We start from the raw sequence: 20091 nt of genomic DNA, 5'->3' as shown, positions 1-20091 counted from the left end.
TTCTACCCTCCGACCGGCATCCGCATGGCTGTATCGCCCCTGTCCCCCGACGCGATCGACGACGCCAGCCTGGTCGCCAGCGGCCGCCGCGTGGTCGAGATCGAGCAGGCCGCGCTGGGCGCGGTCGGCGCGCGCATCGGCGCCGAATTCGCCGCCGCGTGTCGGTTGATCCTGGCCTCGCGCGGGCGCGTGGTCGCCACCGGCATGGGCAAGTCCGGGCACGTGGCGCGCAAGATCGCCGCCACCCTCGCCTCCACCGGCACCCCGGCGTTCTACGTGCATCCGGGCGAGGCCGGGCACGGCGACCTGGGCATGATCACCGATGCTGACGTGGTCCTGGCCCTGTCCTATTCCGGCGAATCCGACGAGATCCTGATGCTGCTGCCGGTGCTCAAGCGCCAGGGCAATGCGGTGATCGCGATGACCGGCCGCGCCCAGTCCACGCTGGCGCGCGAGGCCGACCTGCACCTGGACGTCAGCGTGCCGGCCGAGGCCTGCCCGCTGGACCTGGCGCCGACCTCCAGCACCACCGCCTCGCTGGCGCTGGGCGATGCGCTGGCGGTGGCGCTGCTGGACGCGCGCGGCTTCACCGCCGACGACTTCGCCCGCTCGCACCCGGCCGGCAGCCTCGGCCGGCGCCTGCTGCTGCATATCACCGACGTGATGCACGGCGGCGACGAACTGCCGCGGGTGCGCGAAGACGCCAGCCTCAGCGAGGCGCTGGTGGAGATGAGCCGCAAGCGCCTGGGCATGACCGCGGTGGTCGATGGCGACGGGCGCCTGCTCGGCCTGTTCACCGACGGCGACCTGCGCCGCACCCTGGACAGCGCGCTGGACGTGCGCCAGACCCGCATCGCCGACGTGATGACCCGGCAGCCGCGCACGATCGGCGCCGACCAGCTCGCCGCCGAGGCCGCACGGCTGATGGAAACCCACAAGATCAACGGTTTGATCGTGGTCGACGGCGACGGCCGCGCAGTCGGCGCGCTCAACATTCACGACCTGTTGCGCGCCAGAGTGGTTTAACAGCCTGAACTTGTTCACCGCCTGCCGGCGCCCTGCGCCGCTGGCCCTGGCCTGCTGGAAAGCCGGCCTTCCCCGCCCCGATATAGCGAACCATGCCCTATTCCCCGCTGGCCGACCTTCCCGCCGACCTGATCGACCGCGCCGCGCGCATCCGCCTGGCGTGCTTCGACGTGGACGGCACGCTGACCGACGGCCGCCTGTATTACGACCGCGACGGCAACGAGAGCAAGGCGTTCAACGTGCTCGACGGCCAGGGCCTGGTGCAGCTGCGCCGGCACGGCATCGAGGTGGCGCTGATCACCGCGCGGCCCAGCCTGGCCGCGGAGAAGCGCGGCCAGGAACTGGGCCTGCTGGTGCAGATCGGGGTCAAGGACAAGCGCGCCGGGGTGCAGGCGCTGTGCGACGAGCGCGGGCTGAGCCTGGATCAGGTGTGCTTCATGGGCGACGACCTGCCGGATCTGGCGCCGCTGCGCGTGGTCGGCCTGGCGGTGGCCCCGGCCAATGCGCATCCGTGGACCGCCGAGCACGTGCATTGGCTGACCCGCGCCCGCGGCGGCGAAGGCGCAGCGCGCGAGCTGTGCGACGTGCTGCTGGCCGCGCAAGGCCATGTCCCCTCGCTGCTGCAGGAGCATGGCGCATGAACTGGCGCACCGTTCTCGGCGGCCTGTTGCTGGTCGCGGCCCTGGTCAGCGGCTGGTCGGCCTGGCAGCAGCGCAGCAAGCGGGTGCCGACGACCGACTCAGAGGCGCGCTCGGACTACATCGCGCACGATTTCCAGATCGTCGCGCTGGACAAGCAGGGCAAGGAGTCGATGACCCTGCGCGCGCCGCAGATGGAACGCAGCCGCGCCGACCAGACCATGGCGATCGAAACCCCGCTGTTCCTGCTGCCGGACGCCAATGGCCAGCACTGGGAAATGCGCAGCAAGACCGGCTGGGTCAGCGCCGACGGCAACGAACTGCGCCTGCGCGGCGACGTCGCCGGCGACAGCCCCAAGGTGCCCAGCATCCCGCCCACCACCTTCCGCACCCAGAGCCTGGACGTCTTCCCGCAGACCAGCACCGCGCGCACCGCCAAACCGGTCACCATGACCCGGCCCGGTATGATGCAGTCCGGCGTCGGCTTCGAGGTCGACTTGAAGTCCCGGCAGTACAAGCTCCTTTCACAGGTCAAGACCCGCTATGAACCGAACGCTGCCCGCTAAGCTCGCGCTGCTCGCCCTGCTGCTGCCCGCACTGGCGATGGCCAAGTCGACCGATCGCAATCAGCCGATGACGATCGAATCCAATGACCAGAGCGGCAACATGCTCGACGACAACGGCAAGATCCGTTACACGGGCAACGTCGTCATCGTCCAGGGCACACTGGAGATCCATGCCAGTACTGCCGACGTATTCCGCAAGGACGGCGACATCGACCGCGTCGTGCTGACCGGCAAGCAGGCCACGCTGAAGCAGGAACTGGACGACGGCTCGCCCATGGATGCCGTGGCCGACAACATCGACTACAAGGTCGGCACCGACACCGTGGTGTTGACCGGCAACTACCGCATGACCTCGCCCAAGGGCACCAATGCCGGCCAGCGCATGGTCTACAACACCAAGACCGGCGACATGCAGGGCGGCGGCGACGGCACCCGCGTGCACACGGTGATCCAGCCGAAGAACGCGGCGCCGGCCGGCGCCCCTGCCGCTGACGCCAAGCCAGCCGCCAAACCGGCCGCCAAGCCCGCCGCGACGCCGGCCAAGCCCACCACGCCGGCCAAGCAAGGAGGCCAGTGATGCTGCTCGCCGAAGGCCTGCGCAAGCGCTACAAGCAGCGCGAGGTCGTGCGCGAGTTCGCGCTGACCCTGGAGGCCGGCGAAGTGGTCGGCCTGCTCGGCCCCAACGGCGCCGGCAAGACCACCTGCTTCTACATGATCGTCGGCCTGGTCGAGGCCGATGCGGGGCGCATCGTGCTCGACGGCAACGACATCACCGCGCTGCCGATGTACAAGCGCGCCAAGCTCGGCGTCGGCTACCTGCCGCAGGAGCCGTCGGTGTTCCGCAAGCTCAGCGTGGCCGACAACATCCGCCTGGTGCTGGAACTGCGCGAAGACCTGGACGACGCCGGCCGCGAGCGCGAACTGTCCTCGCTGCTGGACGAACTGCAGATCGGCCACGTCGCCGAGCAGCTCGGCGCCAGCCTGTCCGGCGGCGAGCGCCGCCGCTGCGAGATCGCCCGCGCGCTGGCCGCCAAGCCGCGGATGATGCTGCTCGACGAACCCTTCGCCGGCGTCGATCCGATTTCGGTCGGCGAAATCCAGCGCATCGTCACCCACCTCAAGCAACGCGGCATCGGCGTGCTCATCACCGACCACAACGTGCGCGAAACCTTGGGAATCTGCGACCGGGCGTATATCCTCAACGAAGGCAGCGTGTTGGCGCAGGGGGTGCCTGAAGCGCTGCTGGCCAATAGCGAAGTCCGCCGCGTCTACCTCGGGGAAACCTTCAGGCTCTGACCGCGCGGGCGTTGCGCCACGCCCCTTCCCGTTCGGCACAGGCATGAAAGCACGGCTGCAGACATCGCTGGGACAGCATCTGGTCATGACGCCGCAGTTGCGGCAGGCGATCAAGCTGTTGCAGATGTCCAGCGCCGAACTGGAAGTGGAGATCGCCGAGGCGGTGGAGAGCAATCCGCTGCTGGAATGGACCGAAGACGCCGCACCCACGCTCGATGTGGCCGGTGCCGGCCGCGCCGAAGGCGAGGCCGAGGTCGCGCCGCCGGCCGGCGATACGCTGGACAACGTGCCGCAGCACGACGGCGACGACTGGTCAGATGCCGAGCCGGCCTGGAGCAGCGGCAGCGGCGGCTCCTTCGACGACGACGACGACATGGGCAGCGCCGCCGAGCGCGTGGCCGAACCCGATACGCTGATCGATCACCTGCTGTGGCAGTTGCACCTGTCGCACCTGTCGCCGCGCGACCGCAGCATCGGCGCGGCGCTGATCGACGCGCTGGACGACGACGGCTACCTGCGCGAACCGCTGGCCACGATCGCAGAAACCTTGCAGCCGGACATCGTCGCCGAGGAGGAGGAAATCCTCACCGTGCTGCACCAGATCCAGCGCTTCGACCCGGTCGGCATCGCCGCGCGCACGCTGGGCGAATGCCTGAACCTGCAGCTGGACGTACTGCCCGCGGACACGCCCGGGCTGGAGCTGGCGCGCACGATTGCCAATGGCCCGCTGGAGAAGCTGCCGCGCAGCGGCATCGCCGGCATCGCCCACGAACTCAAACGCCCGGCCTCGGCGGTGGAGACCGCGGTCACTCTGCTGCGCTCGCTGGACCCGCGCCCAGGCAAGCAGGTCGGCGAACTCAGCGCCGACACCTACGTGGTGCCGGACTGCGTGATCTGGCGCCAGCGCGGCGTCTGGCATGCGGCGCTGGCCGGGCACGCGCGGCCCAAGGTCACCATCCACCGCGGCTACGAACAACTGATCCGCCAGTGCGGCGAAAGCGACGCCGGCTACCTGCGCGGCCAGCTGCAGGAGGCGCGCTGGCTGCTGAAGAGCCTGGAGGCGCGCGGCGAGACCCTGCTCAAGGTGACCCGCTGCCTGCTGCGCCAGCAGGCCGGCTTCCTCGAATTCGGCGAACAGGCGCTGCGCCCGCTGACCCTGCGCGAGATCGCCGGCGAACTGGGCCTGCACGAGAGCACGATCTCCCGCGCCATCGCCCGCAAGTACGTGCGCACCCCGCGCGGCACCATCCCGCTGCGCGCCTTCTTCGCCTCGGGCATCGACACCGACAGCGGCGGCGAAGCCTCCAGCACCGCCATTCAGGCGATGATCCGGCGCCTGATCGAGGCCGAGAACCCGCGCAAGCCGCTTTCTGACGCCAAGCTGGCCGACCTGCTGAAAGCCGCCGGCGTGCCTGTAGCGCGGCGCACGGTTGCGAAGTATCGTGAGGCCATGAACATTTCCGCTTCCCACGAACGCGTCCGCATCGGTTGATGCATCGGCGGCAGGCGGCAATGGTTCATAAGGTGAATCCCGAACCAAGGAGTATCCGATGCGTATCGAGACCTACGGCCAGCAGATCGAAGTCACCCCCGCCTTGCGCGAGTACGTGGAGACCAAGCTGCAGCGGCTGAAGCGGCATTACGAGGAAACCATCGAGGTCCGCGCCCAGCTGGCGCTGCGCAAGCCCGACCACCACGTCGAGGCCACGGTCAACGTTCCCGGCCGCACCCTGCACGCCGATGCCAGCGCGCAGACCATGTACGCGGCGATCGACCTGCTCGCCGACAAGCTCGACCGGCTGATCATCAAGCACAAGGAAAAGAAACAGGACCACCACGCCGCCGAGGTGCGCGACAATATCGTGTGATCCCGCACACGTTGCTCCTGCCATGCCCTTGACCGATCTTATGGCGGCCGTCCGCACCCAGGTGCTGCCGGCCGCCGATCGCGACACCCTGCTGCGTACCGCTGCCAGCCTGCTGGCCTGTCCGCAAGCCGGCTTCGACGAACTCTTCGCCAGCCTGCGCGAGCGCGAACAGCTCGGCAGCACCGCCATCGGCCATGGCATCGCCATCCCGCATGGCCGCGCCCCGCATCTCGACGCACCACGTGGCGCCTTGTTGCGGCTGGACCAGCCAATCGACTTCGACGGCAACGGCACGCAGGTCGATCTGATCTTCGCGATGGCCGTGCCGGCGCACTACACCCACCAACACCTGATGCTGCTGTCGGAACTGGCCGAACAGTTCTCCGACGACGGCTTCCGCGAGGCCCTGCGCCGCGCCCCCGACGCTGCCGCGCTGCACGACCTGCTCGGCGGCGCGCCCCAGGCCAGCGCCGCATGAGCATGAACACCAGCATCACCGCCCGCGAACTGTTCGACCAGCAACGCGACCGGCTCAACCTGCGCTGGCTGGGCGGGCAGAAGGGCGAACACCGCGAGCTGGAAGCCGGCAACGCGGTGTCGCGGCGCCCGTCGCTGGCCGGCTATCTCAATACGATCTATCCGAACAAGGTGCAGATCCTCGGCACCGAGGAACTGGCCTGGCTGGATTCGCTGGATTCGCGCCAGCGCTGGGAAACCATCGAGAAGATCGTGCAGGTGCGGCCGCTGGCGCTGGTGATCACCAAGAACCAGTCGTGCCCGGAAGACCTGCGCGCGGCCGCCGACGAATCCGACACGCCGCTGTGGGGCTCGCCCAAGCGCGGCCACGAACTGCTCAACCACCTCTCCTATCACCTGGCGCGCACGCTGGCGCCGCGGGTGATCCTGCACGGGGTGTTCATGGAGATCTACTCGATCGGCGTGCTGATCACCGGCGAGGCCGGCTCCGGCAAGAGCGAGCTGGCGCTGGAACTGCTCAGCCGCGGCCATCGGCTGGTCGCCGACGACGCCCCCGAGTTCACCCAGATCGCCCCCGACGTGCTCGACGGCACCTGCCCGGAACTGCTGCAGGACCTGCTGGAAGTGCGCGGCCTGGGCGTGCTCAACGTGCGCGACATGTTCGGCGACACCGCTGTAAAGAAGAACAAGTATCTTCGCCTGATCGTGCACCTGACCCGGCCCATGACCGAACCGACCCCGCATGGCTACGAGCGCCTGACCGGCGATTCCGGCACCCGCCACGTGCTCGACCTGGACGTGCCGCTGATCACCCTGCCGGTGATGCCCGGGCGCAATCTGGCGGTGCTGACCGAGGCCGCCACGCGCCTGCACATCCTGCGCACCAAGGGTATCGACCCGGCGGCGATGTTCATCGCCCGCCACAGCAACCTGCTCGAACGGCGCACGCCATGAACGCGGTGGCGAACACCTCCACCCTGGTGATCGTCAGCGGCCTGTCCGGCTCCGGCAAATCGGTGGCGCTGAAGACCTTCGAGGACCTGGACTACTACTGCGTCGACAACCTGCCGGTGGAACTGCTGCCGGCCTTCGTCAAGAGCCTGGTGCGCGACGACGTCGGCCCCGGCAAGCTGGCGGTGGGCATCGACGTGCGCAGCCGCCACAGCGACCTGGCGCAGCTGTCGCGCTGGCGCGAGGCGGTGGCGCAGTTCGGCCTGGACGCGCGGCTGCTGTTCTTCGACGCCACCGACGAAGCGCTGATCAAGCGCTACGCCGACACCCGCCGCCGGCATCCGCTGTCGCACATGGGCCTGTCGCTGCCCGAGGCGATCGAGCGCGAACGCGCGCTCACCGAGCCGCTGCGCCGCGAGGCCGACGCGGTGATCGACACCAGCACGCTCAACGTGCACCAGCTGCGCCGGCGGGTCACCACCGAGTTCGCGCTGACCAACGAGAACAGCCTGTCGCTGCTGTTCGAGTCCTTCGCCTACAGGCGCGGGGTGCCGGCCGAAGCCGACTTCGTGTTCGACGCGCGGGTGCTGCCCAATCCGCACTGGGATCCGGAACTGCGGCCGCTGACCGGCCGCGACAGCGGCGTGCGCGACTACCTGGACGCGCAGCCGGACGTGCAGCAATACACCGCGCAGATCGTCGACCTGCTCGACACCTGGCTGCCGCGGCTGCGCAACGACACCCGCAGCTACGTCACCATCGCCTTCGGCTGCACCGGCGGCAAGCACCGCTCGGTGTACCTGGCCGAACGCCTGGCCCGCCACGCGCGCGAACAGGGCTGGCCGGAAGTGGCAACGTTCCATCGCGAGCAGGATTGAGGGGCCGGGATTGGGGATTGGGGATTAGGGATTGGCAAAAGCGCGAGCGGCTGCGGCTCTTGCGAATCCCCAATCCCGAATCCCCAATCCCGGCCTTCCAACCATTCCCTGCGCCCTGCCCGACCTGTTAACGTTCTCCCATGGCCTGTGGCATTCTCCTGATTACTCATCCCGGTGTGGGCGCGTCGCTGTTGAGCGTGGCCACCGGATTGTTGCGGCAGTTGCCGCTGAAGACCGAAGCGTTCGAAGTCCCGCTCGATGCCGATCTGGACGCACTGCTGCCGCAGGCGTCGGCGGCGTTGCGGCGGGTCGACGACGGCGACGGCGTGCTGGTCGTCACCGATCTGTATGGCGCCAGCCCGAGCAACCTGGCGACGAAACTCGCCCGCCTCGGCACGCCGGTGCGGCGCGTCTCGGCGCTGAGCCTGCCGATGCTGCTTCGGATCATGAATTACCCCGAACAGGGGCTGGACCAGTTGCCCGCGACCGCGGCCGCTGGCTCGCGCAATGGAGTGGTGATCGACGATGCTTGAACGCGAACTCATCGTATCCAACCGACTGGGCCTGCATGCGCGCGCGACCGCCAAGCTGGTGCAGACGCTGTCCTCGTTCCGTTGCAACGCCACGCTGGCGGCCAAGGGCCGCGAGGTCAACGCCAAGAGCATCATGGGCGTGATGCTGCTGGCCGCCGCGCAGGGCACGCCGGTGACGGTGCGGGTGGACGGCGCCGACGAAGCCGATGCGCTGGAGGCCGTGGTCGGCCTGTTCGAGCGGCGCTTCGACGAGGACAGCTGAGCATGCGGCGCCGGCCGCCGTTCGCGACCACGCCGCCGCGCCGACGCGGGTGCGCGCGGTGAGCCTGCGCATCGCCGGCCATGGCGCCTCGCGCGGCAACGCGCTGGGCCGCGCGCGCGTGCGCCTGCCGCATGCGCTGGACGTGGCCGAACAACGCATCGGCGCAGCGCAGGTGCCCGAGGAACTGGAACGCCTGCACCTGGCGGTCAACGCCGCGCGCGAGGAAATGCACGGCCTGCGCCAGCGCCTGCACGGCGCGCTGGCCAAGGAGGTCGGCGAGTTCCTCGACCTGCACGCGCTGCTGCTCGACGACCCGGAACTGCTGCATGGCCTGGACGAACTGATCCGCACCGGCCGCTACAGCGCCGACTACGCCTTGCGCCTGCAACGCGACCGCCTGGCGACCGTGTTCGACGCCATGGAAGACGCCTACCTGAAAAGCCGCATGGACGATCTGGACCATGTGATCGGGCGCATCCACGCGTTCCTGCAGAAACGCCAGCCCGACAGCGCCGGCCTGGCCGGCGAGATCCTGGTGTGCGAGAACGTGGCGCCGTCGGAACTGGCGCAACTGCAGGCGCAGGGCGTGGTCGGCATCGTCACCAGCGCCGGCAGCGCGCTGTCGCACAGCGCGATCCTGGCGCGCAGCCTGCACCTGCCGCTGGTGGTCGGGGTCGCCGATGCGCTGCAGAAGATCAACGACGGCGACGTGCTGATCGTCGACGGCGTGCAGGGCGCGGTGATCGTCGAGCCCACGCCCGACGACCTGCGCGACTACCGGACCCGCGTGCGCGACCAGGCCAAGCTGCAACGCGGCCTAGGCAAGCTGCGCTCCAAGCCCAGCCGCACCCTGGACGGGGTCGATATCGTGCTGCTGGCCAATGCCGAGTCGCGCGACGACGTGGCCCGCGCGCATGCGCTCGGCGCCGACGGCCTGGGCCTGTACCGCACCGAATTCCTGTTCCTGCAGCGCGACGCGCTGCCCGACGAGGAGGAACAGTTCCGCACCTACCGCGACGCGGTGCTCGGCATGAGCGGGCGGCCGGTGACCATCCGCACCCTGGACCTGGGCGCGGACAAGGCCGACCGCACCGGCCTGACCATGAGCAACGAGCAGAACCCGGCGCTGGGCCTGCGCGGCGTGCGCCTGTCGCTGGCCCGGCCGAAGGTATCGGACACGCAACTGCGCGCGATCCTGCGCGCTTCCGGCTACGGCCCTGTGCGCGTGCTGCTGCCGATGATCAGCGCGCGCGAGGAGATCATGGCGATGCGCCGGCATCTCAAGCGCATCGCCGCGCAACTGCGCCGCGAGGGCCACGCCATCGCCGAACAGGTGCAGATCGGCGCGATGATCGAGGTACCGGCCGCGGCGATCGCGCTGGACACCTTCATCGACGCCATCGACTTCCTGTCGATCGGCACCAACGACCTGGTGCAGTACCTGCTCGCCGCCGATCGCAACAACGAGGCGCTGGGCGAGCTGTATTCGCCGCTGCACCCGGCGGTGCTGCGCCTGATCGCGCAGGTCATCGCCACCGGCCAGGCCCACGCCAAGCCGGTGGCGGTGTGCGGCGAAATCGCCGGCGACCCGGCACTGACCCCGATCCTGCTGGCGCTGGGACTGCGCGAGTTCAGCCTGCACCCGGCGACAATGCTGGAAGTGCGCCGGGTGATCCGCGACACCGACCTGCAGGCGCTGCGCCTGCGCGGCGCCAAACTGCTGCAGGCGCGCGACCGCAAGGGCATCGAGCGCTGGCTGGGTTGAGAGCCGGGATTCGGGATTGGGGATTCGCAATAATCAAGAGCGTGCGCGGCCATCTGCGCAACCGCCGCGCCGGTGCTGGCACAGTGTCCCCTGCCCCAGCTCCCGCGCTTTCAGGCCCCATCATCTTTGGAACGCCGGAATTCCGGATCTGCAGCTGCGCCCTGTGTAGGAGGGGCTTCAGCCCCGACGCTCTACCGGTAAGGCGTCGGGGCTGAAGCCCCTCCTACAGTAAGGAAGCGCCGATTTTCGGGCATGGCGCTTTTTCGCCAGCCCGCCGGCCGCGATTTCGCCGGACGGCGCCGCGCCTTGCGAATCCCCGCTTTTCCACAGCCGAATGGCTGGTCATCCCCAATCCCCAATCCCCGCCCGCTGTGCTTCCCGCAACATGCAGGCGATAATGTTGCGATGAACATCTGACCGACCGCCCGCCTTCGGCGCGCGGCCTTCCACTTTCAGGAGCAGCGCATGGCCGATGCCGTCCGCCACGACAAGACCGCGCGGCAGCTGCGTTTGCTGTCCGATGCGCTGGACAGCGGGCGTCTGGGCCCGGTGCGGCGACTGGTCAATACGCTGGCGCCGGCCGAGATCGGCAACCTGCTCGAGTCGCTGCCGCCCGGCAAGCGCGTGGTGGTGTGGGGCCTGGTCGATCCGGAAGACGACGGCGAGGTGCTGCTGCACGTCGGCGAAGAGGTCCGCGAAAGCCTGCTCGCGGACATGGACCCGGACGAGATCATCGCCGCGGTCGAAGACCTCGACATCGACGATCTGGCCAACCTGGTCGAGGATCTGCCCGACACGGTCATCGACGAAGTGCTCAAGTCGATGGACCGCGAGAACCGCGAGCGCCTGGAACAGGTGCTGTCCTATCCCGAGGACAGCGCCGGGCGCCTGATGAACCCGGACGTGGTCACCGTGCGCGCCGACGTCAACGTCGACGTGGTGCTGCGCTACCTGCGCCTGCGCGGCGAACTGCCGGACCACACCGATCACCTGTTCGTGGTCAGCCGCCGCCACCAGTACCTGGGCCGGGTGTCGCTGGCCGCGCTGGTCACACACGAGGATTCCACCCCGATCAACCGGCTGATCGACGACGAACAGCCGGCCATCGACGTGGGCGAAGGCGCCGACGAGGTCGCGCGGCAGTTCTCCGACCACGACTGGATCTCCGCGCCAGTGGTGGACGACAACAACATCCTGCTCGGCCGCATCACCATCGACGACGTGGTCGACATCATCCGCGACCAGGCCGAGCACCAGGCGATGAGCGCCGCCGGCCTGGACGAGGACGAGGACATGTTCAGCCCGGTGCGGCGCGCGTTCCGGCGCCGCCTGCTGTGGCTGACCATCAACCTCGGCACCGCGTTCATCGCCTCCAGCGTGGTCAGCCAGTTCGAGGGCACCATCTCCAAGCTGGTGGCGTTGGCCGCGCTGATGCCGATCGTGGCCGGCATGGGCGGCAACGCCGGCACCCAGGTGCTGGCGCTGATGGTGCGCGGCCTGGCGCTGGGCCAGATCGGCGCGTCCAACGTCACCGTGCTGCTGCGCAAGGAACTGGCGGTGGCGCTGATCAACGGCCTGGCGCTGGGCATCGGCCTGGGCCTGATCGTGCTGGCGTGGTTCAAGCAGCCGCTGCTGTCGCTGGTGATCGGCTCGGCGCTGACCATCAACCTGCTCACCGCCGCGCTCGGCGGCGTGCTGGTGCCACTGACGCTCAAGCGCCTGGGCTTCGATCCGGCACTGGCCGGCGGCGTGATCCTGACCACCCTGACCGACGTGATGGGCTTCCTCAGCTTCCTCGGCCTGGCCACGCTGGTGCTGCTGTAGGCCAGCCTGCGCGGCATCCGCATTGCCGCGCACGCCGCCGCATCGCCAGCGCGCGCACATGTGTCGGCGTTCTCGCCGTCGCGTGCCGGACGCCCGCGACAGGCTGAACGCCGCGCGGGCGGCGCCTGACTGGCGCATGTCCGGCCCCGGCCCTGGCCGCACGCCGCGCTGTCCCCGAAGCGCCTGGACACCGATACTGGGGATCTCCACCGCCGAGGGCCGCCCATGTCCATGCGTTCGTTGCTGATGCTGCTGTGCCTGTCGATGGTCGGTTGCAGCAGCCTGCCCAGCGACCCGGCCACCGGCCATTTCGTGTCCCGCCAGCTGACCGTGGACGGTCGCCTGTACCGCTACCAGGTGTTCGTGCCGGCGCCGCCGCACCGCCAGGGACAGGTGCCGGTGGTGCTGTTCCTGCACGGATCCGGCGAGCGCGGCAGCGACGGCAAGCAGCAGGCCGATTCGGGCGTGGGTCCGTACCTGCGCCGCCATCTGAGCGACTTCCCGGCGCTGGTGGTGATGCCGCAGGTGCCGGACGAGCAGGAGTGGAACGGAGTCAACGCGACCATGGCGCTGCAGGCGCTGGACGCGGCTAGCGCCGAATTCAACGGCGACCCGCAGCGCACCTACCTGACCGGCATGTCGATGGGCGGCTACGGCACCTGGGAAATCGCGCTGCAGCAGCCGCAGCGTTTCGCCGCGCTGGTGCCGGTGTGCGGCGCGATCCTGTCCCCGCACGAGGACCGCGAATACCTGGTGGTGACCCCGGTGGCGGAACTGCCCGACCCCTACACCGCGCTGGCCGAACGCCTGCAGCGGATCCCGGTGTGGATGTTCCATGGCGCCGAGGACGACGTGGTGCTGCCGCACGACGACCGCAAGATCTACCGCGCGTTCAAGAACCTGGATGCCGACGTGCAGTACACCGAATATCCGGAAGGCAACCACAACGCCTGGGACGCCACCTACCGCGACCCGAAGATGTGGCAATGGCTGTTCGCACAGAAGCGTGGCGGCGACACCGCCGACGCGGCGCCGGAAGCCGCGACCGGCGGCAGCTGATCCGGCGCCGCAGACCGGTACGGTTTCCAGCTCCTACGCCGCTGTAGGAGCGGCTTCAGCCGCGACAAGCGAAGTCAGGCATTCGCAGAACTGCCGGCTGTCTGTCGGGGTTGAAACCCCTCCTACAGTGCACCCAGAAGGCTGCCCGCAAGACCCATGTAGGAGCGGCTTCAGCCGCGACCGAACCCGTCCGACAAGCGACAGCATCCACACCGGAAATGCGCCCGAAGCTGCCGGCACCGAGCCAGAACAAGGCAGGCCAGCCGCCGCAACCAGCCGACAGCGCCAAAGGCGCCTGAACCCCGCCGCGGCGTACTCGCCTGCCGCGAATGTGCGTGACGATACTGCGCGCCCGGCCGGCATGCGCACTGCGCACCCCTCAGCGGCGCAGCATCCACCCACGCGCGAAAACCGCGTACAGTCCGCGCTCGTTTCTTCCCGGGCCGCCCATGGCAACCGACACCGCCTTCGCACAGGCCGACTTCCTCGAACGGCTACAGCGCCTGGACGCGAGCGCCGCCGGCCTCGCCGATGCCGCGATCCCGCCGTTGCTGATCGCCACCTCCGATCCGGCCGCGCCCTGGCAGCTCAGCGAGACCGGGCAATGGCTGCTGCAGGTGCTGAAGGCCAGGCAGGCGCTGTCGCACGCCGCGCACGCCACCACCCTGTCCGCCGATGCGCTGCGCCGTGACCAGAAGTTCGCGCCGCCCGGGCGGCCGTCGCTGCACCTCGTGCAGCTGCGCCAGCAGCAGGCCGCGGCGCAACAGGCGACGCGGCGTGCGAAACAGGACTTCGCCCAGGCCGCGGCCGGCTTCGCGCGCAGCGCCGGTCTGGCGCCGCCGACCAAGCTGAGCCTGAGCGAGTTCCTGCAGCGTTGGATCGATAGGCACGTACGGTAGGGGAATCGGGAATCGGGAATCGGGAATCGGCAGAAGCGTGGCCTGGTCGCTCGCTGCCTGCAATGCGTGCTCGCAGCGCATCCGCAGCGCTTGCGCCTGCTTTCCAAGACCGGTAGGAACGTGCATGAGCGGTCGCCGCGTGCAACGCATAGACGCGGCGCAGCCATGGCGCTGCCGCCCGCTTGCCTGCGTTCGCGCTTCGCTGCCGCCTCGCCGCTGAACGCAAGCGCGCGCACGCTCCGCGAAGTGGTTTGAACGCAAGGCCGGTGGCGACCGGCTTGCTATCCTTGCCGGCCGTTCTTTCTCGCCGATCCGCGCGCCGACTGCCGCCATGTCCGTCCTTCCCCATGCATCCGCCGCAGTCCGCGCCACCGCCCTCGCCGACGGCCGCGCGCATGCGCCCTGCCCGGCCGCACCCGCCACGACGGCGGCATGAGCATGCTCAGCGGACACACGGCGAACCTCGCCACCTGGAGCATCTGCGCGCTGGCCACGGCCGGGGTGATCACGCGGCCGTTCAAACTGCCCGAGGCGCTGTGGGCAGTGGGCGGCGCGCTGCTGTTGATGGTCCTGGGCCTGATGCCCGGCGTCGAAGCCTGGCACGCGGTATTGAAGGGCTACGACGTCTACCTGTTCCTGATCGGGATGATGCTGCTGTCGGAGACCGCGCGCGCCGAAGGCCTGTTCGACTGGGTGGCGATGCATGCGGTAAACCTGGCCAAGGGCTCGCCGCGGCGCCTGTTCGCGCTGGTGTTCGGGGTCGGCATCGTGGTCACCGCGTTCCTGTCCAACGACGCCACCGCGGTGGTGCTGACCCCGGCGGTGTACGCGGCCGCGCGCAAGGCCGGGGCCAAGCCGCTGCCGCTGCTGTTCGCCTGCGCGCTGATCGCCAACGCCGCCAGCTTCGTGCTGCCGATCTCCAATCCCGCCAACCTGGTGCTGTACGGCGGCACCATGCCGACGCTGGGCGCGTGGATGGCCGCCTTCGCGCTGCCGTCGCTGCTGGCGATCGGGGTCACTTTCGGCATGCTGTACTGGGCCGAGCGCAAGGACTTGCGCGGACGCTGCGCCGAACGTGTGGACACGGTGCCGCTGAGCCGCGGCGGCGCCTTCGCGCTGGCCGGCATCCTCGCCACCGCGGCGCTGCTGGTTGGTGTCTCCGCGCTGGGCCTGGAGCTGGGCCTGCCCACCTGCCTGGCCGGCGTGGCCACGCTGGCGGCGGTGTGCCTGGGCGGACGACAGTCGCCGCTGCCGTTGGCCAAGGCGGTGTCGTGGGCGGTGCTGCCGCTGGTGGCCGGGCTGTTCGTGCTGGTCGAGGCCTTGTCGCGCACCGGGGTCATCGCCTGGCTCGCGCAGACGCTGTCCGCCTCCGCGGCGCAGTCGCCGGTGGCCACCGCCGGCGCGGCCGGCACGCTGCTGGCGTTCGCCTCCAATCTGATGAACAACCTGCCGGCCGGATTGATCGCCAGCACCACCATCGCCCAGGCGCATCCGCCGCAACTGGTGGTCGACGCGCTGCTGATCGGCGTGGACCTGGGCCCGAACCTGTCGATCACCGGCTCGCTGGCCACCATCCTGTGGCTGACCGCGATCCGCCGCGAAGGCGAGGACGTGGGCTTCTGGCGCTTCCTGAAAGTCGGCGCGCTGGTGATGCCGCCGGCGCTGCTGTGCGCGCTGGGCGCTCGCTTGCTGCTGGGCTGAGCCGCTACCGCTTTTGTGTAGGAGCGGCTTCAGCCGCGACGAACGTGAGCACCGCGCTTTCCGTTCCTCGCAAAAAACGCAACGCTCTCTTCAGTCTTCATCGCAGTACCTGGCATCAGGTCGCGGCTGAAGCCGCTCCTACAGAAGCGCGGTGCCCTACCCTGCCCGCTGCGCGCGCAGGCGTCGCGCCACGCCGCTGATCAGCGCGATCGCGGCGGTCAGCGCGGCCATCGACAGGAATTGCGCGCGGGTGTCGGGCGAGGCCACCAGCAGGCCGAAGATCAGCGCCAGGATCGCCAGCGCCAGCACGGTCAGCACCGGATAGCCGCGCATCCGGAACGGCAGCCGCGTGCCGGCGCGATCGGCGCGCGCACGCAGGATCAGCTGCGACAGCAGCGAGATCGTCCACACCAGCAGGCAGGTCGCGCCAACGATGTTCAGTAGCGTCGGCAGCACGCGATTCGGATACAGCAATTCCAGCACCGCGGCGACGAAACCGAACAGCACGCTGGCCAGCACCGCCAGCAGCGGCACCTGCTGGCCGTTGGTGAAGGCCAGCGCGCGCGGCGCCTCGCCGCGCTGCGCCAGCGAAAAGATCATCCGCGAGGCGCCGTACAGATTGGCGTTGAGCGCCGACAGCAGCGCGATCACCGCGATCAGGGTGATGCCGGTGGCCGCGCCGGGAATCTTGGCCGCTTGCAGCACCGCGGCGAACGGCGAACTCAGCGCCTCGCTCTGCCACGGCACCACCGCGATGATCACGCTCAGCGAGCCGATGTAGAACACCAGAATGCGCCAGGCCACGGTGCGGATCGCGCGCGCGATGCTGCGCTCCGGGTCGGCGGTCTCGGCCGCGGCCACCGCCACGATCTCGGTGCCGCCGAAGGCGAACACCACCACCAGCAGCGCCGCACCGATGCCGGCCAGCCCCTTGGGCGCGAAACCGCCGTTGCCGGTGACGTTGGACCAGCCCGGCGCGGGCACGTTCGGCAGCCAGCCGGCCAGCAGCGCCACGCCGACCAGGATGAAGCCGACGATCGCCACCACCTTGAGGATCGCGAACCAGAATTCGAACTCGCCGAAATTGCGCACGCCGAGCAGGTTGATCGCGGTGAAGGCGGCCATGAACACCACCGCGACCAGCGGCACCGGCAACGCCGGCCACACCGTCGCCAACAGGCCGGCCGCGCCCACCGCCTCGGCGGCGATCACGATCACCAGTTGCAGCCACCACAACCAGCCCACCGTCGCGCCTGCGGTGGCGCCCATCGCATCGGCGGCATACACCGAGAACGCGCCGCTGGCCGGCTTGGCCGCGGCCATCTCGCCCAGCGCGTTCATCACGATGATCACCAGCGCGCCGGCGACCAGATAGGAGATCAGCACCGCCGGCCCGGCCGCGTGCACGCCCACGCCCGAACCCAGGAACAGGCCGGCGCCGATCGCGCTGCCCAGCCCCATCATGATCAGTTGCCGCGGCTTCAACGCATGGCGCAATACAGGCGCGGCGAACGGGGCGGCGGGACCGGGAGGCATGGACGGATGCGGCATCGGGTTCGTCGATTGGCAGGAATCCCGACACGATACCGCGTCGCGATAGCGCCGTGCTCGCCGCCGCGCGTCAACCGATCCTGAGCGGCTCGCAGAAGGACTTCAGACCCGCGGCCGGCGCTGGACGAGCGCGGCCTCCGCTCAGCGGCACCGAGCGTGCGGCGCAGCGTCCTCACTGGCGAGCGGCGGCCGCCCCGCGCCACCGCGACGCGCTGGTGCGTCCAGCGGCCGCAGCGTCGCTGGCCACCGGACGCGTGCCCGCCGCCCTGCCCTTCGCTTCCCAGGTCCCTTCTCGACCAGCCTGCGCACGCGCAAACGGGGCGCGGCATGCACGGCCGTCAGACGACACCGCAAAGTTCGGGGATACAGAACTCCTGCCCGACAGATAGGCGATACGCAAAGTTCAGAGATACAAAACATTGATATTTCGCCAATTACATCGCATCTCGTTGATTTTAGATATTGACAGCGATACTAACGTCAGAAATACTGAACAAAGCGTCGCGTCGGAAGCGTGGCCCGGCGACCAACGTAGCGCCGCCCAAAGGCGCTACGCCGGTCGCCAGGTACGGTTCCGTCCACACGTGTGATGGCAGGCCAGGAGATGGCCTGCACCGAGCGGTTCGGCCGGAAAGGACCACGGCTGCCGCCCGGCCCAAGCGCAACGGTCCGCTGCATCAAGACAAGGAGAGACACCATGATCAAACCCCTGTTGACCCTGGCCGTTCTGGCCGTCGCATTCACCGCGGCGCAGACCCATGCCACCGGGCAGAAGCTGGAAGCCAACGATACGATCCAAGGCCTGGGCGAACGCGTCCCGGCCGGCAAGAAGAACGTCAGCCTGTCGCCGCTGTTCAAGGTCTACACGTTCGAGAAGTCCGGGCTGACCTTCGCCCAGGTCAACTCGTCGAAGGACGAGGTGATCACCGTGCTCGCGCTCACCCCGGGCGCCCAATCGCGCCTGCCGATCGGCTTGGCCGCCGAAGAGCAGCTGATCGTCGTCAACGACGAGAAGGACCGCCCGCTCGGCATGGTCACCGCCGCCGCGAGCTGCCCGTGCAGCGCCACCGTGGTGTACCAGGACGCCACCCAGATGATCGTCGTGGTCTACGGCTCCAACGGCGAGTACATCACCTCGTACGTGCTCCCGCGCACCAAGGCACCGAGCGCGCCGCAGTAATCGGCTTCACCTGCACCACAGCGCCGCGGCCGGCGACGGCCGCGGCGTTTTTGTTGCGGGAGCAAGCGCCCGAACGCAAAGAGGCCGTGCGCCGCCGTGGCATTCCCTCCCTGAAGGCGATGCCACGGCCACACCAGCCCATCGTCGCGCAAGCCGCTGCACGCTCCGTCGCACCGGTAAGACGTCATGGCCGAACCGCGCCACATGGCGCCCACGCCGCGCTACGGCCCAGCGGGCGAGGCCTGCTGCGTGGACTGTGCCTGGGCGCGGTTCTGCTCGTCGTAGGCGCGGACCAGATTGTGCTGATCGGTCTGGTACACGGTCTCGCGCATGTCCGGCGCTGGCGCGTTGGCGTCGATCTGGGCACGGAAGCCGGGGGTCTTGCCGCTGACGAAGATCTGCTCGTTGTGCAGCGTCGCCCCACTGAGCTGGTCGACACGCTCGATGCCTTCGGCCTTGGCCGCCAGCAGCGCCTGCGCAACCTTGGTGTCGGAGACCTGCAACGGCAGTTGCGCGCGCAAGGCATCGAAATAGGCGCGATCGGGATGGCCGGGCGGGAAGCGATCCTGGGCCTGGTCCTGCAACCGCGAGACATCGCGATTGATATGGTCCACATCGCTGCCGGTGACCAGCTCGCGTTGTGGGTCTCCCTGCGCCAGTTGCAGGCGCGGATCGTCGGGATAAAGCTGCCGCAGGCGCGGATCGGACAGGCCGGTTACCAGTTCGCCATTACGCAGCGCCGCGTAAGTGCGCCGCGCCAGGTCCGGCGTATCGACGGCGGCATCGCCGAGGCGGCGGCCGGCCTCGTTATTCCACAGGTCCATACGATGTTCGTACGGATCGTTGGGATGCGCCGCGCCGATCTCCGCGTCGTTGCCGAAATGGCGGGCGACCCATTGCATGCCGCCGGCGATCTGAGTGACGCGGCCGCTGGTGTAGGCATGGCGGAACGCATCGAGTTGGTCGTTGTGCCCCTGTGCGGCGAAGCTGCCGTCGGGCCGCCTGGCCAGCGGCGTGCCGCTCATTTGCTCGTAGTACCGATAAGCCTCCTGCTCGATCTCCCGCTTGGCGCCTTTCGGGTCGGTGATGTCCACCATGGCTAGCCTCCCTGGCCGCTCTTTTGGAATTCCACGGGACCGGCGTATCCGGGGTATTTCTTCTTGACCAGGATCCTGTCGCCCGGACCCAGGCATGCATCCTCCAGCGAATCTTTCACATGGCCCTCGTCGACGAAGAACTCCTCGTAGGGCAGCGCCAGCACGCGTTCGTGGCCATCCACGGTGAATTTCAGCAACAGCGCGTCGTCGCGCTCGAAACAAAGTCGCTGCCACGGAAAAGCGGTAAGTGCCGAAGCCGGCACCTCCACCGCATCGCGGTCACCCAGCAGCGCATCGACCTGCCGCGCGAATTGTTCTTTGGAAAGCGAAGAATCGGCCATCGTGCATCCTGCAGTCGAGACGAGAGAGAAAATCAGCAAGGCGAGACGAGGGAGTACCGGTACCCGCATAGGCGCGCAGGCAGCGCCAACGGCATGGTACGGCGCGGGCAGCGCCGCGGTGGTGGCGTCGAACATGGGACGTGGCTCCTTCCGCCGTCGATGCCGCATTCTGGGGCATA

Annotated in this window: 21 protein-coding genes; 18 read left to right on the top strand and 3 right to left on the bottom strand. The window is 69.1% G+C overall.

What is annotated here, in order from left to right; translation table 11 throughout:
• The first annotated feature begins 24 nt into the window (after positions 1 to 24).
• The 17 genes from HEP75_RS06810 (at position 25) to HEP75_RS06730 (ending at position 15743) form a co-directional block, all read left to right on the top strand.
• Complete coding sequence (locus HEP75_RS06810) at positions 25 to 1026, top strand: KpsF/GutQ family sugar-phosphate isomerase (protein ID WP_185822630.1); 1002 nt, start codon at positions 25 to 27, stop codon at positions 1024 to 1026.
• A 92-nt stretch (positions 1027 to 1118) separates the two neighbouring features.
• Positions 1119 to 1667, top strand: a complete 549-nt coding sequence (locus HEP75_RS06805) for an HAD hydrolase family protein (RefSeq protein WP_184410662.1) — start codon at positions 1119 to 1121, stop codon at positions 1665 to 1667.
• The gene (gene lptC / locus HEP75_RS06800) at positions 1664 to 2230 is read left to right on the top strand and encodes an LPS export ABC transporter periplasmic protein LptC (protein ID WP_185825899.1); all 567 of its coding nucleotides are present in this window, start codon (positions 1664 to 1666) and stop codon (positions 2228 to 2230) included. Before HEP75_RS06805 ends, lptC begins: the two co-directional genes overlap by 4 nt.
• A complete protein-coding gene (lptA, locus tag HEP75_RS06795; RefSeq protein WP_185825898.1) occupies positions 2208 to 2807 on the top strand; it encodes a lipopolysaccharide transport periplasmic protein LptA in 600 nt (199 codons plus the stop codon). The genes lptC and lptA overlap by 23 nt, the downstream gene beginning before the upstream one ends.
• A complete protein-coding gene (gene lptB / locus HEP75_RS06790) occupies positions 2807 to 3526 on the top strand; it encodes an LPS export ABC transporter ATP-binding protein (protein WP_185815728.1) in 720 nt (239 codons plus the stop codon). Before lptA ends, lptB begins: the two co-directional genes overlap by 1 nt.
• Positions 3527 to 3569: 43 nt before the next feature.
• Positions 3570 to 5018, top strand: a complete 1449-nt coding sequence (locus HEP75_RS06785; protein ID WP_185825897.1) for an RNA polymerase factor sigma-54 — start codon at positions 3570 to 3572, stop codon at positions 5016 to 5018.
• A 58-nt stretch (positions 5019 to 5076) separates the two neighbouring features.
• Complete coding sequence (raiA, locus tag HEP75_RS06780; protein ID WP_003478125.1) at positions 5077 to 5394, top strand: ribosome-associated translation inhibitor RaiA; 318 nt, start codon at positions 5077 to 5079, stop codon at positions 5392 to 5394.
• Positions 5395 to 5416: 22 nt separating this feature from the next.
• Positions 5417 to 5872, top strand: coding sequence for a PTS sugar transporter subunit IIA (locus tag HEP75_RS06775; protein ID WP_185822626.1), 456 nt, complete (start codon positions 5417 to 5419; stop codon positions 5870 to 5872).
• A 2-nt stretch (positions 5873 to 5874) separates the two neighbouring features.
• The gene (hprK, locus tag HEP75_RS06770) at positions 5875 to 6825 is read left to right on the top strand and encodes an HPr(Ser) kinase/phosphatase (protein WP_185816533.1); all 951 of its coding nucleotides are present in this window, start codon (positions 5875 to 5877) and stop codon (positions 6823 to 6825) included.
• Positions 6822 to 7700, top strand: coding sequence for an RNase adapter RapZ (gene rapZ, locus HEP75_RS06765; protein WP_185825896.1), 879 nt, complete (start codon positions 6822 to 6824; stop codon positions 7698 to 7700). The genes hprK and rapZ overlap by 4 nt, the downstream gene beginning before the upstream one ends.
• Before the next feature lie 140 nt (positions 7701 to 7840).
• Complete coding sequence (locus tag HEP75_RS06760) at positions 7841 to 8233, top strand: PTS fructose IIA subunit family protein (RefSeq protein ID WP_179566242.1); 393 nt, start codon at positions 7841 to 7843, stop codon at positions 8231 to 8233.
• A complete protein-coding gene (locus tag HEP75_RS06755; RefSeq protein WP_009591660.1) occupies positions 8226 to 8495 on the top strand; it encodes an HPr family phosphocarrier protein in 270 nt (89 codons plus the stop codon). The genes HEP75_RS06760 and HEP75_RS06755 overlap by 8 nt, the downstream gene beginning before the upstream one ends.
• A gap of 58 nt (positions 8496 to 8553) precedes the next feature.
• Positions 8554 to 10260, top strand: coding sequence for a phosphoenolpyruvate--protein phosphotransferase (ptsP, locus tag HEP75_RS06750; protein WP_185825895.1), 1707 nt, complete (start codon positions 8554 to 8556; stop codon positions 10258 to 10260).
• 465 nt (positions 10261 to 10725) lie between these two features.
• On the top strand, positions 10726 to 12084 hold the full coding sequence (gene mgtE, locus HEP75_RS06745; protein WP_179566246.1) for a magnesium transporter: 1359 nt from the start codon (positions 10726 to 10728) through the stop codon (positions 12082 to 12084).
• A gap of 225 nt (positions 12085 to 12309) precedes the next feature.
• Positions 12310 to 13143 carry a prolyl oligopeptidase family serine peptidase gene (locus tag HEP75_RS06740; RefSeq protein ID WP_185825894.1) on the top strand — a complete coding sequence of 278 codons (834 nt, stop codon included), beginning with the start codon at positions 12310 to 12312 and terminating at the stop codon, positions 13141 to 13143.
• A gap of 449 nt (positions 13144 to 13592) precedes the next feature.
• On the top strand, positions 13593 to 14042 hold the full coding sequence (locus tag HEP75_RS06735) for a hypothetical protein (protein ID WP_185822622.1): 450 nt from the start codon (positions 13593 to 13595) through the stop codon (positions 14040 to 14042).
• Positions 14043 to 14474: 432 nt separating this feature from the next.
• Positions 14475 to 15743: an arsenic transporter gene (locus tag HEP75_RS06730; RefSeq protein WP_185822621.1), complete on the top strand. Its 1269-nt coding sequence runs from the start codon at positions 14475 to 14477 to the stop codon at positions 15741 to 15743.
• A 156-nt stretch (positions 15744 to 15899) separates the two neighbouring features.
• Here HEP75_RS06730 and HEP75_RS06725 read toward each other — a convergent pair whose 3' ends face one another.
• The gene (locus HEP75_RS06725) at positions 15900 to 17294 is read right to left on the bottom strand and encodes an amino acid permease (protein WP_185825893.1); all 1395 of its coding nucleotides are present in this window, start codon (positions 17292 to 17294) and stop codon (positions 15900 to 15902) included.
• Positions 17295 to 17991: 697 nt separating this feature from the next.
• On the opposite strand from HEP75_RS06725, the gene HEP75_RS06720 reads away from it, so the two are divergent.
• On the top strand, positions 17992 to 18474 hold the full coding sequence (locus HEP75_RS06720; RefSeq protein ID WP_185815720.1) for a hypothetical protein: 483 nt from the start codon (positions 17992 to 17994) through the stop codon (positions 18472 to 18474).
• A gap of 221 nt (positions 18475 to 18695) precedes the next feature.
• Here the strand turns inward: HEP75_RS06720 and HEP75_RS06715 are convergent, their stop codons facing one another.
• The gene (locus HEP75_RS06715) at positions 18696 to 19571 is read right to left on the bottom strand and encodes a hypothetical protein (RefSeq protein ID WP_185825892.1); all 876 of its coding nucleotides are present in this window, start codon (positions 19569 to 19571) and stop codon (positions 18696 to 18698) included.
• 2 nt (positions 19572 to 19573) lie between these two features.
• On the bottom strand, positions 19574 to 20047 hold the full coding sequence (locus HEP75_RS06710) for a hypothetical protein (protein WP_255424023.1): 474 nt from the start codon (positions 20045 to 20047) through the stop codon (positions 19574 to 19576).
• Between the last annotated feature and the right edge of the window lie 44 nt (positions 20048 to 20091).

Origin of the sequence: Xanthomonas sp. SI, from assembly GCF_014236855.1 — a bacterium.
Taxonomy (GTDB): domain Bacteria; phylum Pseudomonadota; class Gammaproteobacteria; order Xanthomonadales; family Xanthomonadaceae; genus Xanthomonas_A.
This window is presented reverse-complemented; position numbering and strand designations above follow the sequence as displayed.

What these genes read in the sequence shown, in the direction of transcription:
- HEP75_RS06760 (WP_179566242.1), top strand. Translation starts at nt 7,841, where the DNA reads ATGGCCTGTGGCATTCTCCTGATTACTCATCCCGGTGTGGGCGCGTCG.
- rapZ (WP_185825896.1), top strand. Translation starts at nt 6,822, where the DNA reads ATGAACGCGGTGGCGAACACCTCCACCCTGGTGATCGTCAGCGGCCTG.
- mgtE (WP_179566246.1), top strand. Translation starts at nt 10,726, where the DNA reads ATGGCCGATGCCGTCCGCCACGACAAGACCGCGCGGCAGCTGCGTTTG.
- lptC (WP_185825899.1), top strand. Translation starts at nt 1,664, where the DNA reads ATGAACTGGCGCACCGTTCTCGGCGGCCTGTTGCTGGTCGCGGCCCTG.
- HEP75_RS06730 (WP_185822621.1), top strand. Translation starts at nt 14,475, where the DNA reads ATGAGCATGCTCAGCGGACACACGGCGAACCTCGCCACCTGGAGCATC.
- HEP75_RS06715 (WP_185825892.1), bottom strand. Translation starts at nt 19,571, where the DNA reads ATGGTGGACATCACCGACCCGAAAGGCGCCAAGCGGGAGATCGAGCAG.
- HEP75_RS06775 (WP_185822626.1), top strand. Translation starts at nt 5,417, where the DNA reads ATGCCCTTGACCGATCTTATGGCGGCCGTCCGCACCCAGGTGCTGCCG.
- HEP75_RS06720 (WP_185815720.1), top strand. Translation starts at nt 17,992, where the DNA reads ATGATCAAACCCCTGTTGACCCTGGCCGTTCTGGCCGTCGCATTCACC.
- HEP75_RS06810 (WP_185822630.1), top strand. Translation starts at nt 25, where the DNA reads ATGGCTGTATCGCCCCTGTCCCCCGACGCGATCGACGACGCCAGCCTG.
- hprK (WP_185816533.1), top strand. Translation starts at nt 5,875, where the DNA reads ATGAACACCAGCATCACCGCCCGCGAACTGTTCGACCAGCAACGCGAC.
- HEP75_RS06805 (WP_184410662.1), top strand. Translation starts at nt 1,119, where the DNA reads ATGCCCTATTCCCCGCTGGCCGACCTTCCCGCCGACCTGATCGACCGC.
- lptB (WP_185815728.1), top strand. Translation starts at nt 2,807, where the DNA reads ATGCTGCTCGCCGAAGGCCTGCGCAAGCGCTACAAGCAGCGCGAGGTC.
- HEP75_RS06740 (WP_185825894.1), top strand. Translation starts at nt 12,310, where the DNA reads ATGTCCATGCGTTCGTTGCTGATGCTGCTGTGCCTGTCGATGGTCGGT.
- HEP75_RS06735 (WP_185822622.1), top strand. Translation starts at nt 13,593, where the DNA reads ATGGCAACCGACACCGCCTTCGCACAGGCCGACTTCCTCGAACGGCTA.
- lptA (WP_185825898.1), top strand. Translation starts at nt 2,208, where the DNA reads ATGAACCGAACGCTGCCCGCTAAGCTCGCGCTGCTCGCCCTGCTGCTG.
- HEP75_RS06785 (WP_185825897.1), top strand. Translation starts at nt 3,570, where the DNA reads ATGAAAGCACGGCTGCAGACATCGCTGGGACAGCATCTGGTCATGACG.
- HEP75_RS06710 (WP_255424023.1), bottom strand. Translation starts at nt 20,047, where the DNA reads ATGTTCGACGCCACCACCGCGGCGCTGCCCGCGCCGTACCATGCCGTT.
- raiA (WP_003478125.1), top strand. Translation starts at nt 5,077, where the DNA reads ATGCGTATCGAGACCTACGGCCAGCAGATCGAAGTCACCCCCGCCTTG.
- HEP75_RS06755 (WP_009591660.1), top strand. Translation starts at nt 8,226, where the DNA reads ATGCTTGAACGCGAACTCATCGTATCCAACCGACTGGGCCTGCATGCG.
- HEP75_RS06725 (WP_185825893.1), bottom strand. Translation starts at nt 17,294, where the DNA reads ATGCCGCATCCGTCCATGCCTCCCGGTCCCGCCGCCCCGTTCGCCGCG.